Here is a 14,437-nt window from a genome sequence, read left to right as displayed (position 1 = left end):
TGTCGCGGCAATTTCCGATGGGTCATGTTGCGCCGCGGATGCGCCGCGGTCTTGGCGCCGCGCGCACATAAATTTGTCATTGCGCGCATCGCGGCAGACAGGTGCCGGCAGGTGGAAATTTTCTTTTGCCCACCTGCCCCCGCCGCGCTACCTCTTGCAGGGTCGATGCGAGGGAGGACGCATCATGACCATCGAAACCTACAGCACGGCCGCGACTGCGCCGCCCGAACGGGCTGCGCAATGGTCCACGATCATCGCCGATACATATTTTCCGCTGCACCTGAGCTATCGCGATCCGGACCGGTTTCAGGGCTGGTTACAGCGCCGCACAGCCGGTGCCGTGTCCCTGTCACGGCTGCGGACCGAGCCCGCGCGCTATGAACGTGTGCCCGGCCTGATCCGACAAGGCGAGGCCGAGGCTTACCTGATCACCATTCCCAGCCTTGCCCCGGTGCTGTTTCGCCAGCTGGGTCGCGACGTGACCTGCGCGCCGGGCGGTTTCATCGTCGAGCGGGGGGATGAGCCCTACCGCTTCGCCTATCATTCGTCCAACGACCTGCTGGTCATGAAGATCGCGCACAAGGATCTGGCCGCGCGGGTCCGGCAGCCTGACCGGCTGTGCGCCACGGTATTTGACGGATGCGAGGGGCTGGGTGGGCTGTTTGTAGAAACCGTGCGACGGGCCCATGGCATGGACGAGGATTTTGGCGCCGGCGAGGTTCTGGGGCGCCATCTGGTGGAACTGCTGGCGCTGGCACTGGATCGTCAGGCCGAGACCGACAAGGGCGCTGCCAGCGTCATCCGCGCCGCTCACCTGCGTCGCGCGCAGGCCGTTATCTTGCGCGACCTGGCAGATCCCGCACTGTCCCCGGCAACGGTTGCCGCCCGCTGCGGCATATCAAGGCGGTATCTGCACAACCTGTTCGAGGACAGCGACATGACCGCCGCGCAGTTCATTCGTCATGCGCGCTTGCAGGCTGCCCGTGACCTCTTGGCAATGCGCCACGACCTGTCGCTTGCAGATATCGCCTATCGCTTCGGCTTCAGCGACCAGGCACAATTCTCGCGGCTTTTCCGCGCCCTGTTCGGCCAGACGCCCAGCAGCTTTCGCGCCGCCTGTCGCACCGAAAGGCAAGGTGGGGGGCGGCTATAGCCGCCCCTCTCATGCCGGGATCATCGCTGCCGAAACGGCGGATTCAAGAATGTCCAACGCCTCGGCCAGATGATCGTCGGGTATGGTCAGCGGCGGCAGAAGCCGGATGACGTTGTAGCGCGTGCCACAGGACAGCAGGATCAGCCCCCGTGCCTGCGCCTGGGCAACGATGGCAGCGGTCAGCTGGGGATCAGGCTGGCTGCGATCTGCGATCCTGACAAGTTCAAAGGCATTCATCGCCCCCAACCCGCGCACGTCGCCAATAGCGGGAAAGCGTTCGGCCAGCTTTTGCAACCGCGACCGGATAGCCAGGCCGATTTCCTCGGCACGGGCGCAAAGATCCTCGTCGACGATGATCTCCAGGACCGCGCGTGCGGCGGCAATGGCCAGCGGATTTCCGGCGTAGGTGCCGCCCAGCCCACCCGGCGCAGGCGCATCGACGATCTCGGCGCGACCGGTCACCGCAGACAGCGGAAAACCACCGGCAAGGCCCTTGGCCATGGTGACCAGATCGGGCGCCACGCCGGCGTGATCGAAGCCGAACATCCGCCCGGTGCGGGCCATGCCGGCCTGGATTTCGTCGCCGATCAGCACGATACCATGACTGTCGCAGATATCGCGCAAGGCAGACAGGAACTCGGGCGGCGCGATGTTGAACCCTCCCTCACCCTGCACCGGCTCGACGATGATCGCGGCGACACGCTGCGGATCGATGGACGAAGCCAGCATCGTCTGCAGATGCGCGATGGCCTGATCTGTGGTGATCCCGGTCATCGGATTTGGGAACAGCCCGTGGTGAACCTCGGCCGGCATGGCTCCGAAACCGGCCTTGTAGGGTGCAGTCTTGCCGGTCAGAGCCATGCCCATGAGCGTGCGTCCGTGAAAGGCCCCGCTGAAGGCGATCACGCCCGAACGTCCCGTATACGCCCGCGCCATCTTGACCGCATTTTCCACTGCTTCCGCGCCAGTGGTGGCAAACATGGTCTTTTTGGGGAAATCGCCCGGGGTCAGCTCGTTCAGCGCCTCTGCCAGGGCGATGTAGGATTCATACGGCGCCACGTGAAAGCAGGTATGGCTGAATGCCTGCATCTGCTGATGCACCGCATCCATGACGCGAGGGTGGCGATGGCCGGTATTGTTGACGGCTATGCCCGCGGCAAAATCAAGCATCCGACGACCGTCCGCAGTCCATAGCTGCGCGTTCTCGGCCCGAACGGCATAGATGTCGCGGGTGGCTACCCCGCGCGCGACAGCTGCCTGACGACGGGCGATCAAATGTTCCGATTCCATGCACTCTCCTCCACGCTTGCGCAGAGCGGGTATATCATGCTCAATATTTTGAGCAACAGATTTTCGGATTTCCGCAGGCGGTCCAAGCTGGTGCGCAAGACCCTGCCCTGATAAGCTGCCCCGGAAAGGAAGAATTGCAGATGAGCGATTTCGACGTCGGGGCCAGATTGAAGGAGCTGCGCACTGCGGCCGGCATGTCGCAACGGCAGCTTGCCGAAGCCTCGGGCGTGCCGCATGGGCAGATTTCAATGATCGAAACCGGGCGATCCAGCCCATCGGTAGCATCGCTGCGCAAGATCCTTGGCGGCATGGGGATAACCATGGCCGAGTTCTTCGAGCCCGACGCATCGCAAAGCCCGCAGCCCTTTTTCACCCCGACCGAACTGCGCGATCTGACATCCCGCCTGTATTCGACGGCGCAGGACACGATGGGCCGCATCACCCTGCGGCAGGTGGGTGACGCGCGGTTGCACAATCTTCAGATCCTGCACGAGCGTTATGAACCCGGCGCAGATACCGGCGAAACCATGCTGGCCCATCACGGAAGCGAGGGCGGGATCGTGATTGCCGGAGAGATCGAGCTGACCGTGGGCGAACACTGCCGCCTGCTCAAGGCAGGCGACAGCTATCTGTTCGCCTCGAACCAGCCGCATCGTTTTCGCAATCTTTCCGACCGCGAGGCCATCGTCGTCTCGGCCTGCACCCCGCCCTATCTTTAGCCCTTGCGGGTCACGAAACGGGTCTGAAGATAGGCGCCGATCGCTTCGGAACCGCCTTCCGTGCCCATTCCCGAATCGCGAAGGCCGCCAAAGGGCAGTTCCGGCAAGGACAGGCCAATGTGGTTGATCGTCAGCATTCCGGCCTGGATTTCGTCCTGCAACCGCTGCACCCTTGCCGAACTGCGCGTCCAGGCATAGGCCGCAAGCCCATAGGGCAATCTGTTGGCCTCGGCAAACGCCTCATCATCGTGACCGAAGCGATTGACCACGGCAATCGGCCCGAACGGCTCTTCGTTCATCACTGCGGCATCGCCAGGGACATCCGTCAGCACGGTGGGCGCAAAGAACCAGCCTTCGTTGCCGATGCGCGCACCACCGGTTGCAAGTCGCGCCCCGCGATCCAGCGCATCGCGGATGAGCCGCTCGATGGCAGGGATGCGGCGCACGTTCGCCAGTGGCCCCATGTCGCTGTCAGGCGACATGCCGGGCCCCACACGCGCCGCAGCCATGGCTTGGGTGAATTTCATGGTGAAGCGATCGGCCACGCCATCCTGCACCAGAAATCTGGTCGGTGATATGCAGACCTGACCCGCGTTGCGCAGCTTGGCCGGAACCATGGCCGCAACCGCGGCATCGACATCGGCATCATCAAAGATCAGGACCGGCGCATGGCCACCCAGTTCCATTGTGGCGGGCTTCATGTGTCGGCCAGCCAACGCTGCCAGTTCCTTTCCCACGGCAGTCGAGCCGGTAAAGGAAACCTTGCGGATCACCGGATGCGGGATCAGATAGGACGAGATTTCGGCCGGATCGCCATACAGCAGATTCACCACCCCCGCCGGAATCCCTGCATCGACCAGACAGCGGATCAACTCGGCAGGCGAGGCAGGCGTTTCCTCTGGGGCCTTGACGATGATCGTGCATCCCGCCGCCAGGGCCGCCGACAGCTTGCGCACTGCCTGATTGATCGGAAAGTTCCAGGGCGTAAACGCCGCGACCGGCCCCAGCGGCTCGCGCAAGGTCAACTGTGTGACGCCGGGCTGGCGAGGCGGGATGACCTGGCCGTAGGTGCGGCGAGCCTCTTCTGCGAACCATTCGAGGATTTCGGCCCCTGCCAGGGTTTCGAGCCTGGCCTGTGCCAGGGGCTTGCCCTGTTCGGCAACCATCAGCGCCGCAATGGTCTCAGCCCTTTCGCGCAGCAGCGCAGCCGCCTTGCGCAACAGGTCGGATCTATGCAGCGGAGACGTGTGGCGCCAGGCCGCAAAGGCCCGATCGGCGGCCATCAGGGCGGCGTCCATGTCGGATCGGCCAGCATGGGCCACATGGCCGATCACCTGGCCAGTCGCAGGATCGATGACCTCGATCCTGCGCCCATCACCGGCTGCCTGCCACCGGCCATCGATCAGAAGCTGCGTGTCGCGATAGGCCATGATCCCCCCTGAATTCGCATGAACGCGCAGGTTGCTTAGTCGGTATTGCACAGATTATCAATCATTGATGCTCAATATATTGAACATCGGCGTCGCCATTGTCAGATGCGATCATCCGCTGTCGGCTGCAAAAAATTCCGACTTCACCTCTTGCGGCGTGCCGGTGCCTGAAGTAAACGCCTGCCTGTCGCAGCAAAGCGACAACAAGGCTGGCCCGTTCGTCTATCGGTTAGGACGTCAGGTTTTCAACCTGAAAAGAGGGGTTCGACTCCCCTACGGGCTGCCATCCTGCCCGCCAGGTCGCGGCAACTGCCGGCGATGCGGAAAACTCGACAAACGCCTCTGTCTGGACGAAGCTGGCCCAAGGTCACGGCGATGCCATCGGCACATGCTGCGGCCCTCACGTTCCTGCACGAAGGAGAGAAGCCTTGTCTGCCCCCAATGAGCCCAGCTTTCGTGAATCCGTCGATCTGATGTTTCAGCGCGCGGCAGCGTTGATGGATCTGTCGCCGGGTCTGGCCGAAAAGATCCGCGTCTGCAACTCGACCTATACCGTCCGCTTCGGTGTGCGGCTGCGCGGCAAGATCGAGACCTTTACCGGCTATCGCTCGGTCCACTCCGAACATATGGAGCCAGTCAAGGGCGGCATCCGCTATGCGCTGTCGGTCAACCAGGACGAGGTCGAGGCGCTGGCGGCGCTGATGACCTATAAATGCGCACTGGTCGAAACCCCGTTTGGCGGCTCGAAGGGCGGTCTGTGCATCGATCCCCGGCAGTGGGAAGAACACGAGCTGGAACAGATCACCCGCCGATTTGCCTATGAGCTGATCAAGCGCGACCTGATCAACCCCGCGCAGAACGTGCCCGCCCCCGACATGGGCACGGGCGAGCGCGAGATGGCCTGGATCGTCGATCAATATGCGCGGATGAACACCACCGACATCAACGCGAAGGCCTGCGTCACCGGCAAGCCGCTGAACTCGGGCGGGATCCGCGGCCGGGTCGAGGCCACCGGGCGCGGCGTGCAATACGCGCTGCACGAATTCTTCCGCCACAAGGAGGACGTGACCCTGGCCGGGCTGGATGGCACGCTAGAGGGCAAGACCGCCGTGGTGCAGGGTCTGGGCAATGTGGGCTATCACGCCGCCAAGTTCCTGTCGGAAGAGGATGGCGTGCGCATCATCGCGGTGATCGAGCGCGACGGCGCCGTCATCGACGACAAGGGCCTGGACATCGAGGCGCTGCGGTCCTGGATCGGCCAGCATGGCGGCGTAAAGGGTTTTCCCAACGCCAAGTTTGTCGAGAACGGCGCCAGTGTCCTGGAACATCCTTGCGATATCCTGATACCGGCCGCAATGGAGGGGGTGATCCATCGCGAAAACGCCCCCAGGATCAAGACAAAACTGATTATCGAGGCCGCAAACGGCCCGGTCACCTTCGGCGCAGATGAAATCCTGCGCAACAAGGGGGTGCTGATCATTCCCGACATGTATGCCAACGCCGGCGGCGTCACGGTAAGTTATTTCGAATGGGTCAAGAACCTGTCGCACATTCGTTTCGGCCGGATGCAGCGTCGCGCAGAAGAAGCGCGGTCGCGGCTGCTGGTGGCCGAACTGGAACGTCTGTCGGCCGACCGCGGCCTGGGCTGGGAGTTGAAGCCGAACTTCAAGGAAAAGTTCCTGACCGGCTCGGACGAACTGGCGCTGGTGCGTTCGGGGCTCGATGACACCATGCGCATCGCCTATCAATCGATGCGCGAGTTGTGGCACAGCCGAAACGACGTAACCGATCTGCGCGTGGCGGCCTATATCGTCGCCATCGAAAGGGTGGCCAGCACCTATCGCTCGAAGGGGCTCTAGGAATGGTCGGGGCCCGGCAAGGTACCGGGCCCGCCATCCTCATGCCTCATTCACGCTGCGCATGATCCACAAGGCCAGCGCCGAGCAGACCAGGGTTGCCAGGATGATCGGTCGCGCGGTGCCGTCGTAAAGCTGGCCGACCGGCGCCGCAATGACCACTGCGCCGAGGGTGGAAACTGCCCCGACCACCGATGCCGCCATGCCGGCAATATGGCCCATGCGTTGCAGCGCCATGGCATTCAGGTTGCCGAAGGTGACACCCGCCATGAAGAACACGCTTACCGCCCAGGCGAAGAACAGCGGAAAGCGCAGCGCCGCAGGCAGCAGATCGGCAAAGACCAGCACGCTCATGACGCCCGACACCACCACCTGCATCAGATAGGCCCAGGTGACGATCCGCCGCATCCCCAGCCGCACCACGTAACGCGCGTTCAGCACCGTCCCCGTGCCGGACAGCAGCGCCATCCCCGCGAACCACAGCGGGAACTGATCCCCCTTGTCATAGGTATCCACGAACAGCTGCTGGGCAGAACTCAGCAACGCAAACATCTGACCAAAGCCCAAAGTGATGACCAGCGTGACCAGCTGCACCTGGCGATCCCCCAGCACCTCGCGGGCCGATCCCAGCAGCGTCTTCAGCTTCAGCGGTCGGCGCGCCGGCGGCGGCAGGGTTTCGGGACGGCGCAGGTTCAACCACAGGCTCCCGATCAGCGCCATCAGCACAAAGCTGCCGAACACGCCACGCCAGCCGACCAGATGGATGATGACCGCGCCCAGCGACGGCGCGACCGCCGGCACCAGGATAAAGATCATCATCACGAAACTGGTGATCCGCGCCATTTCGCGGCCCTGATAAAGATCGCGCACCATGGCCAGGGCGACGATGCGCGGCGCGGCGGCACCCAACCCCTGCACAAAGCGCGCCAGCAGCAGGCTTTCCAGGCTTTCGGCGAACATGGCCGCCACCGCAGCAGCAGCATACAAGACGAAGCCGGCCGTGATCACGGGCTTGCGGCCCAAGGCGTCCGACAGCGGGCCGGAAAACAGCAACCCCGCCCCCAACCCGGCCACAAAGGCTGTCAGCACCAGTTGCGCGCGGTTGACGTTGTCCGGGGTCAAGGCCGCAGCGATCTCGGGCAGCGCGGGCAACATCGAGTCGATGGAAAAGGCGATGACGGCAAAAATCAGCGCCTGCATCGCGATGAATTCGGGCAGGGGCTGACCGCCCGACTGCCGCATGGCTGGATTGAACATGACGATTTTCCACAGTGATGCCCCGGACTACCCCCGCGGGTCGGGTATCGCAAGACCGGGCGGCGCGATCGGTTGCCACCACCGGGGGCGTTGAACCTGCCTGCGCGCTGGCTATATCTGGCCCATGACCGCGACCCTCAACCTGATGAAACTCTGCGTCGGCTGCGATGATCCGGCGGAATTGCAGCGCTGGCAGGCGCAGCATTTTCGCGGCGGTCCCGCACGACACATCACAAGAATGTGGCCCAAGCGCGAGGCCGAACTGCTGGCGGGTGGGTCGATCTACTGGGTGTTCAAGGGCATGATGCAGGCGCGTCAGCGCCTGATCGGCCTTGAAGAGGTCGAGGGCGCCGACGGCATCCGCCGCTGCGCACTGATCCTGGCGCCGGAAATGGTGCGCGTGGCCGCGGTGCCGCGCCGGCCGTTCCAGGGCTGGCGCTATCTGACCACGACCGATGCGCCGCCCGACCTGCCCGCCGGACGCGAGGAGGAAACGCCTTTGCCGCCCGAAATCGCGCGCGCCCTGGCGGAAATGGGCCTGCGCTGAGCTCGCAGTAACCGTTCCGGTGTTTCTGCAACTGCCAAGGGAATGGAGCGGGTGAAGGGAATCGAACCCTCGTCTTCAGCTTGGGAAGCTGCGGCTCTACCATTGAGCTACACCCGCGCGCTGGCGTTTGATTAGCGGCTGGCGCCGTTTGCTGCAAGGGCATTTTGCGCCCGGTGGGCCGCGCGGCGCGACCTTGCGCCATGCCGCGGGCAATTGGGGATTGAATCCGCCGCAGTAACCTGTTCGTTATGCAGCAAGTCAGCAAACTGCCCGGAGCAAGACGATGTCCGCGCTTTCGCGCCAGATGGCGATTTTCCTGATGCTGCCGCTTGCCCTGGGCCCGGGTGTTCGGTCGGCCCTGGCGCAGGATCCCGCGCAGATGCCGCCGCCTGCGGTGACGGTGGTAACGTTGCATAGTCAGGACGTGGTGCTGACCACCACCCTGCCCGGCCGCGTCGCCGCCTCGGCCGAGGCCGAGGTGCGCCCGCAGGTCAACGGCATCGTCACCGAACGCCTGTTCCGCGAAGGCAGCCGCGTCAAGGTCGGCGATCCGCTGTTCCGCATCGACGCCACCACCTATGAGGCTGCCGTTGCGCAGGCCGAGGCCGGCGTGGCCCAGGCCCGCGCCCAGGCCGAGAATGCCCGCCGCGAGGCCGAGCGCGTGGGCGCGTTGCGCGACCGCCGCGTGGCCAGCGAAAGCAGCACCGACAACGCCATTGCCGCGCGCGACGCCGCCGAGGCCGCGCTGAAGGTGGCCGAGGCGCAATTGCAGACCGCGCGCATCGAACTGGAACGCACCACCATCCGCGCGGAACTGGACGGCGAAATCGGCCTGGCGCAGACCAGCCAGGGGGCATTGGTGACCGCAAGCCAGCCCGCCCCGCTGGCGGTGATCCGCAAGCTGGATCCGGTCTATGTGGATGTCACGCAGTCGGCGGCCGAAATCATCCGCCTGCGGCGCGAGATGGCCGAAGAATCGGGGGACGCGCTGCCCAGCCGCCGGGTGACGCTGCGTCTGGCCGATGGCAGCGAGTTCGACCAGACCGGCCTGTTGACCGCGGCCGAGCCCTTTGTGAACGAAACCACCGGCGTGGTCACGCTGCGCCTCTCGATCCCCAACCCGGACCGCGTGCTGCTGCCGGGAATGTATGTGCAGGCAGTGGTGCAGCAGGCAACCGCGCGCGATGTCGTCTTGGCCCCGCAAGAGGGCGTGACGCGCGACCGCCGCGGCCAGCCGACCGCGCTGGTCGTCAATGAACAGAATCAGGTCGAGGCGCGGCAGCTGACCATCCTGCAGGATTTGGGCAACGACTGGATCGTCAGCGCCGGGCTGAAGGACGGCGACCGCCTGGTGGTCGAAGGGCTGCAAAAGATCGGCCCCGGCATGACCGTCGCGCCCGAGGAACGCCAGCCCGCCGCAGCAGGGGACCGCCAGCAGCCCGACGATCAGGCCGCTGGCCGGGCCGCGCCCGATCAGCCTGATGGCGAAAGCGACACGAAGGACAAGGCCGCAGCGCCGGCCGAACCGGCAGCCAACTAACCTGCCGTCAAGTCACAGGACAGGAACGCAACATGGCGCGCTTTTTCATCGACCGTCCGGTCTTTGCCTGGGTGATCTCGATCCTCATCATGGGATTGGGGCTACTGTCGATCCTGACGCTGCCGGTTGCGCAATATCCGCAGATTGCGCCGCCTTCGGTCACGGTGCGGGCGATCTATCCGGGCGCCTCGGCCGAAACTGTCGCCAATACGGTGACGCAGGTCATCGAACAGCAGATGACCGGGCTGGACGGCCTGCGCTATTTCTCCTCCAGCTCGACTTCGGCGGGGATGTCGACGACCACCCTGACCTTCGAGACCGGCACCGATCCCGACATCGCCCAGGTGCAGGTGCAGAACAAGCTGTCGCAGGCCACCGCCCTGCTGCCCGAACCCGTCCAGCGCCAGGGGCTGACGGTCGAGAAATCGGCCTCGGGCTTTCTGATGGTGATCGGCCTGACGTCCAGCAACGGGCAATATGAACAGGTTGACCTGTCGGATTACCTGATCTCGAACATCGTCAACGACCTCAGCCGGGTCGAGGGCGTGGGTTCGGTGCAGGTGTTCGGCGCGCAATATGCGATGCGCATCTGGCTGGACCCGTCGAAACTGGCCGCCTACGAGCTGACGCCCGGCGACGTGGTCGCCGCCGTCTCGGCCGAGAACGCGCAGATTTCGGCGGGTTCCTTCGGCAGCCAGCCCGCGCCCAAGGGGCAGATGCTGAACGCCACCATCACCGCGCAATCGCTGCTGTCCACGCCCGAGGATTTCGAGCAGATCGTGCTGCGCGCCGAACAGGACGGCGGGCTGATCCTGCTCAAGGACGTGGCGCGGGTCGAGATCGGCGCCGAGGATTACATGACCAATGCCCGCTACAACGGGCAACCGGCATCGGGGCTGGCGATCAGCCTGGCATCAGGCGCGAACGCACTGGACACGGCCGAACGGGTCAAGGCGCGGATGGAGGAATTCGCCCGCTTCTTCCCCGAGGGCATGGAATACGTCATCCCCTTTGACACCACGCCCTTCGTGCTGATCTCGATCGAAGAGGTGGTCAAGACGCTGATCGAAGCCATCGTGCTGGTGTTCTTCGTCATGCTGCTGTTCCTGCAGAACTGGCGGGCGACGCTGATCCCGACGCTGGCGGTTCCGGTGGTGCTGCTGGGGACGTTCGGGGTGCTGGCGGCGCTGGGGTTTACCATCAACACCCTGACCATGCTGGCCATGGTGCTGGCCATCGGCCTGCTGGTCGACGACGCCATCGTCGTCGTCGAGAATGTCGAGCGTATCATGGAAGAGGAGAACCTTGAGCCGCGCGAGGCGACGCGCAAGAGCATGGACCAGATCACCGGCGCGCTGATCGGCATCGCGCTGGTGCTGTCGGCGGTGTTCGTGCCGATGGCCTTCTTTGGCGGCTCGACCGGGGTGATCTACAAGCAGTTCGCCATCACCATCGCCTCTGCCATGGGTTTGTCGGTGCTGGTGGCGCTGACGCTGACGCCGGCGCTGTGCGCCACGCTGCTGCGCAATGAACACGGCCACAAGACCCGCGGCCTGTTCGGGCTGTTCAACCGCGGCTTCGACCGCACCATGGGCGGTTATGGCAAGGCGGTGAACTGGCTGATCCGGCGGCCGCTGCGCATGATGCTGATCTATCTGTGCATCGGCGCGGCCATGGTGATGCTGTTCCTGCGCACGCCGACCGGGTTCCTGCCCGACGAGGATCAGGGCATCATGTTCGTGCTGGTCCAGGGTCCGACTGGCGCGACCATCGAACGCACCGACGCCGTGATCGACCAGATCCAGACCTATTTCGCGCAGAACGAATCCGACAATGTCGAAAGCTTCTTCGGCGTCTCGGGCTTCAGCTTCGCCGGTGCCGGGCAGAACATGGGGTTGGCGTTTCTGCGCCTGAAGGACTGGGACCAGCGCCCATCGCCCGCGCAGTCCGTTCAGGCCATCGCCGGACGGGCGTTTCCCGCGCTGATGGGGATACGCGATGCCATGGCCTTTCCCATCGTGCCGCCTTCGGTGATCGAACTGGGCAATGTCTCGGGCTTCGATTTCTACCTGCAGGCGCGCGGCGGACAGACGCATGAACAGTTGCTGGATGCGCGCAACCAGTTGCTGGGCATGACGGGACAGGATGGCCGCATCGCCTCGGCCCGTCCGAACGGGTTGGAGGACGCCGCGCAGTTCCGGCTGAACATCGACTGGCGCAAGGCCGGCGCGATGGGAGTTTCTGCCACCGATGTCGGCAGTCTGCTGTCGGTAGCCTGGGCCGGACGCTATGTGAACGACTTCATCGACCGCGGCCGGATCAAGCGCGTCTATGTCCAGGGCGAATCGGACAGCCGCGCGGTGCCCACCGACATCGACAAGTGGCGCGTGCGCAACAGCATGGGCGGGCTGGTGCCGTTTTCCAACTTTGCCGAAGGCTACTGGACCTATGGCCCGCAGGGTCTCGACCGCTATAACGGCGTTCCCGCCATGCAGATCCAGGGCAGCCCGGCGCCGGGTGTGTCCTCGGGCCAGGGCATGGCCGCGATCGAGGAGCTGGCCGCGCAGCTGCCGCCCGGATTTGCCGTGGCATGGACCGGTCTGTCGCTGGAGGAACAGCAGGCCGGCAACCAGACGCTGCTGCTTTACGGATTGTCACTGGCGGTGATCTTCCTGTGCCTGGCGGCGCTTTATGAAAGCTGGTCGATTCCATTCGCGGTGATGCTGGCCATGCCGATCGGGGTGCTTGGCGCATTGGTCGGCGCCTGGCTGGGCGGCTACGACAACGGGGTGTTCTTCCAGGTCGGGCTGCTGACGGTGATCGGCCTGACCGGCAAGAACGCCATCCTGATCGTCGAATTTGCCCGCGAACAGGTCGAACAGCATGGCAAGCCCCTGTTCCAGGCCGTGGTCGAGGCCGCGCGCCAGCGCTTCCGTCCCATCGTCATGACTTCGGTCGCATTCTCGCTGGGCGTGCTGCCGCTGGTGCTTTCCACCGGTGCAGGCGCAAACGGCCGCAACACCATCGGGGCCACGGTGCTGGGCGGAACGATCTCTGCCACTGTCCTGGGCGTGCTGTTCGTGCCACTGTTCTTCGTATTGGTGCGCCGTGCGCTGGGCAGGACGGACAAGGCGCAGGCAAGCCCGGCTCGCGGTTGACGCGACGGATGCTTGCCGCGCCTCGAGGCCCGGCCTAATCTTGCGGGGGGAGGCCGCGAAGATGCGCGGAAGATGGAGGGAGAACATGCGCAGCTGCCGGACAGAGTCCCCGCGGACAGCCTGACAGAACGGCTTGCGATGACCCGCGCCGCCGCGCCGCGTGCAGCCTCACCGCGTCCGCTGATCGGCAGCCGCATCCGTGAACGGCGGCTGTCCCTGGGCCGCCGCCAGGCCGAGATCGCACAGCGCGCCGAAATCTCGGCCGCCTATCTGAACCTGATCGAACACAACCGCCGCCCGGTCGGTCCGGCGCTGCTGCACCGACTGGCCGCGGCGCTGGAAATCCAGGCCGACGACCTGGTCTCGGACCGGGAAGAGGCGTTGATCGCAGCCCTGCGCCGCGCGGCCGCTCACCCGAATGCCGATCCGGGCACTGTCGCGCCCCCCGGCGCCGAACTGGACCAGATCAGCGAGTTTGCCGCGCGCTATCCTGGCTGGGCCGCCACCCTGGCCGCCACAGCCCAGCGGGCCGAGGCGCTGGAACAGCGACTGATCGTGCTGTCGGATCGCATGACCCGCGACCCCTATCTGTTGACGACCCTGCACGAGGTGCAATCGGCCGTGACCGCGCTGCGCTCGACGGCCTCGATATTGGCCGAGACGCCCGAAATCGAACCCGAATGGCGGGCGCGATTTCACGCCAATATCGACAGCGACAGCCAGCGCCTGTCTCGCACCGCGCAATCCCTGGTCGCCTATCTGGACAGTTTCGAGAATGAAGCTGCCCCTATGACCCCCCAGGATGAACTCGAGGCCTGGGTTGCTGCTGGCCAGCCCGCGATCCAGCAGGCGGGCGAACTGGTTTCGGATGCGGCGCGCACCCTTGCAGATGAGGTTTTGCGCATTCAGGAATCCGACCGCAGCATCCTGCCCGATAGCGTATTGGAGGCGGTTCTGGCCGAGGGGGTAGAGGATACCGACCCCGCCAGCCTGGCCTTGCGCCTGGACAGACCCCTGCCGGTCGTGCTGCGTCGCTTGGGGATGCTGCGACCGCAGCCATGGGCGCGGGCGGGGTTGATCGTCTGCAACGGAACCGGCGCTTCAATCTATCGCCATCCGCCCCCTGGCTTCGAACTGCCGCGACCCGGCGAGGGCTGCGCTCTCTGGCCCTTGTTCGAGGCATTGGCGCAACCGCATCTGCCCGTGGCACGTCTGATCGAAACGGTGGGCGGTCTGCGGTTTCAATCCTGGGCAGTGGCTGAGCGGCAGTTGCCTCTGGGCATCGATGGACCGACGCTGGTGCGGGCGCAGATGCTGCTCTTGCCGGCACCCGAAAACGATCCGCGCGCGGCATGGCCGGTCGGGCCGTCCTGCCGCATCTGCCCACGCCGAGGTTGCCCCGCACGGCACGAACCATCGATCCTTGCCCCGGACTGAGCTTTGACAGCTCGCCCTTCGCCGCGCATGATCTCGAAAACCAATGGGGA

General features: G+C 64.9%; 10 protein-coding genes and 2 tRNA genes. 8 read left to right on the top strand and 4 right to left on the bottom strand.

Annotation, left to right across the window (positions count from 1 at the left end):
• The first annotated feature begins 184 nt into the window (after positions 1 to 184).
• Positions 185 to 1,153, top strand: a complete 969-nt coding sequence (locus GB880_RS09295; protein WP_154491175.1) for a helix-turn-helix domain-containing protein — start codon at positions 185 to 187, stop codon at positions 1,151 to 1,153.
• A gap of 9 nt (positions 1,154 to 1,162) precedes the next feature.
• Here the strand turns inward: GB880_RS09295 and gabT are convergent, their stop codons facing one another.
• Positions 1,163 to 2,443 carry a 4-aminobutyrate--2-oxoglutarate transaminase gene (gene gabT, locus GB880_RS09290; protein ID WP_154491172.1) on the bottom strand — a complete coding sequence of 427 codons (1,281 nt, stop codon included), beginning with the start codon at positions 2,441 to 2,443 and terminating at the stop codon, positions 1,163 to 1,165.
• A 140-nt stretch (positions 2,444 to 2,583) separates the two neighbouring features.
• Here gabT and GB880_RS09285 point away from each other — a divergent pair, with 140 nt between their 5' ends.
• The gene (locus GB880_RS09285) at positions 2,584 to 3,162 is read left to right on the top strand and encodes a cupin domain-containing protein (RefSeq protein WP_154491169.1); all 579 of its coding nucleotides are present in this window, start codon (positions 2,584 to 2,586) and stop codon (positions 3,160 to 3,162) included.
• Here the strand turns inward: GB880_RS09285 and GB880_RS09280 are convergent.
• Positions 3,159 to 4,592, bottom strand: a complete 1,434-nt coding sequence (locus GB880_RS09280; protein WP_154491166.1) for an NAD-dependent succinate-semialdehyde dehydrogenase — start codon at positions 4,590 to 4,592, stop codon at positions 3,159 to 3,161. The two genes, GB880_RS09285 and GB880_RS09280, sit on opposite strands and share 4 nt — an antisense overlap.
• A gap of 211 nt (positions 4,593 to 4,803) precedes the next feature.
• On the opposite strand from GB880_RS09280, the gene GB880_RS09275 reads away from it, so the two are divergent.
• Together GB880_RS09275 and GB880_RS09270 are read left to right on the top strand one after the other, a co-directional pair.
• Positions 4,804 to 4,878: transfer RNA gene (locus GB880_RS09275), tRNA-Glu, on the top strand.
• A gap of 187 nt (positions 4,879 to 5,065) precedes the next feature.
• Complete coding sequence (locus tag GB880_RS09270; protein WP_154491316.1) at positions 5,066 to 6,451, top strand: Glu/Leu/Phe/Val family dehydrogenase; 1,386 nt, start codon at positions 5,066 to 5,068, stop codon at positions 6,449 to 6,451.
• A gap of 39 nt (positions 6,452 to 6,490) precedes the next feature.
• Here the strand turns inward: GB880_RS09270 and GB880_RS09265 are convergent, their stop codons facing one another.
• Positions 6,491 to 7,705 (bottom strand): multidrug effflux MFS transporter, encoded by a 1,215-nt coding sequence (locus tag GB880_RS09265; protein ID WP_229774289.1) that lies wholly within the window; start codon positions 7,703 to 7,705, stop codon positions 6,491 to 6,493.
• A gap of 124 nt (positions 7,706 to 7,829) precedes the next feature.
• On the opposite strand from GB880_RS09265, the gene GB880_RS09260 reads away from it, so the two are divergent.
• Entirely contained in the window at positions 7,830 to 8,252 is a 423-nt protein-coding gene (locus GB880_RS09260) for a DUF1489 family protein (protein ID WP_154491163.1), read from the top strand.
• Between the two features lie 43 nt (positions 8,253 to 8,295).
• Here GB880_RS09260 and GB880_RS09255 read toward each other — a convergent pair.
• Positions 8,296 to 8,369 (bottom strand) — tRNA-Gly (locus GB880_RS09255).
• Positions 8,370 to 8,535: 166 nt separating this feature from the next.
• Here GB880_RS09255 and GB880_RS09250 point away from each other — a divergent pair.
• The 3 genes from GB880_RS09250 (at position 8,536) to GB880_RS09240 (ending at position 14,387) form a co-directional block, all read left to right on the top strand.
• Positions 8,536 to 9,792 (top strand): efflux RND transporter periplasmic adaptor subunit, encoded by a 1,257-nt coding sequence (locus GB880_RS09250; protein WP_263467083.1) that lies wholly within the window; start codon positions 8,536 to 8,538, stop codon positions 9,790 to 9,792.
• Positions 9,793 to 9,824: 32 nt separating this feature from the next.
• Positions 9,825 to 12,950 carry an efflux RND transporter permease subunit gene (locus GB880_RS09245; RefSeq protein ID WP_154491876.1) on the top strand — a complete coding sequence of 1,042 codons (3,126 nt, stop codon included), beginning with the start codon at positions 9,825 to 9,827 and terminating at the stop codon, positions 12,948 to 12,950.
• Positions 12,951 to 13,088: 138 nt separating this feature from the next.
• Entirely contained in the window at positions 13,089 to 14,387 is a 1,299-nt protein-coding gene (locus tag GB880_RS09240) for a short-chain fatty acyl-CoA regulator family protein (RefSeq protein ID WP_154491879.1), read from the top strand.
• The last annotated feature ends 50 nt before the right edge of the window (positions 14,388 to 14,437 follow it).

This window comes from Paracoccus sp. SMMA_5_TC, from assembly GCF_009696685.2.
GTDB lineage: Bacteria > Pseudomonadota > Alphaproteobacteria > Rhodobacterales > Rhodobacteraceae > Paracoccus.
This window is presented reverse-complemented; position numbering and strand designations above follow the sequence as displayed.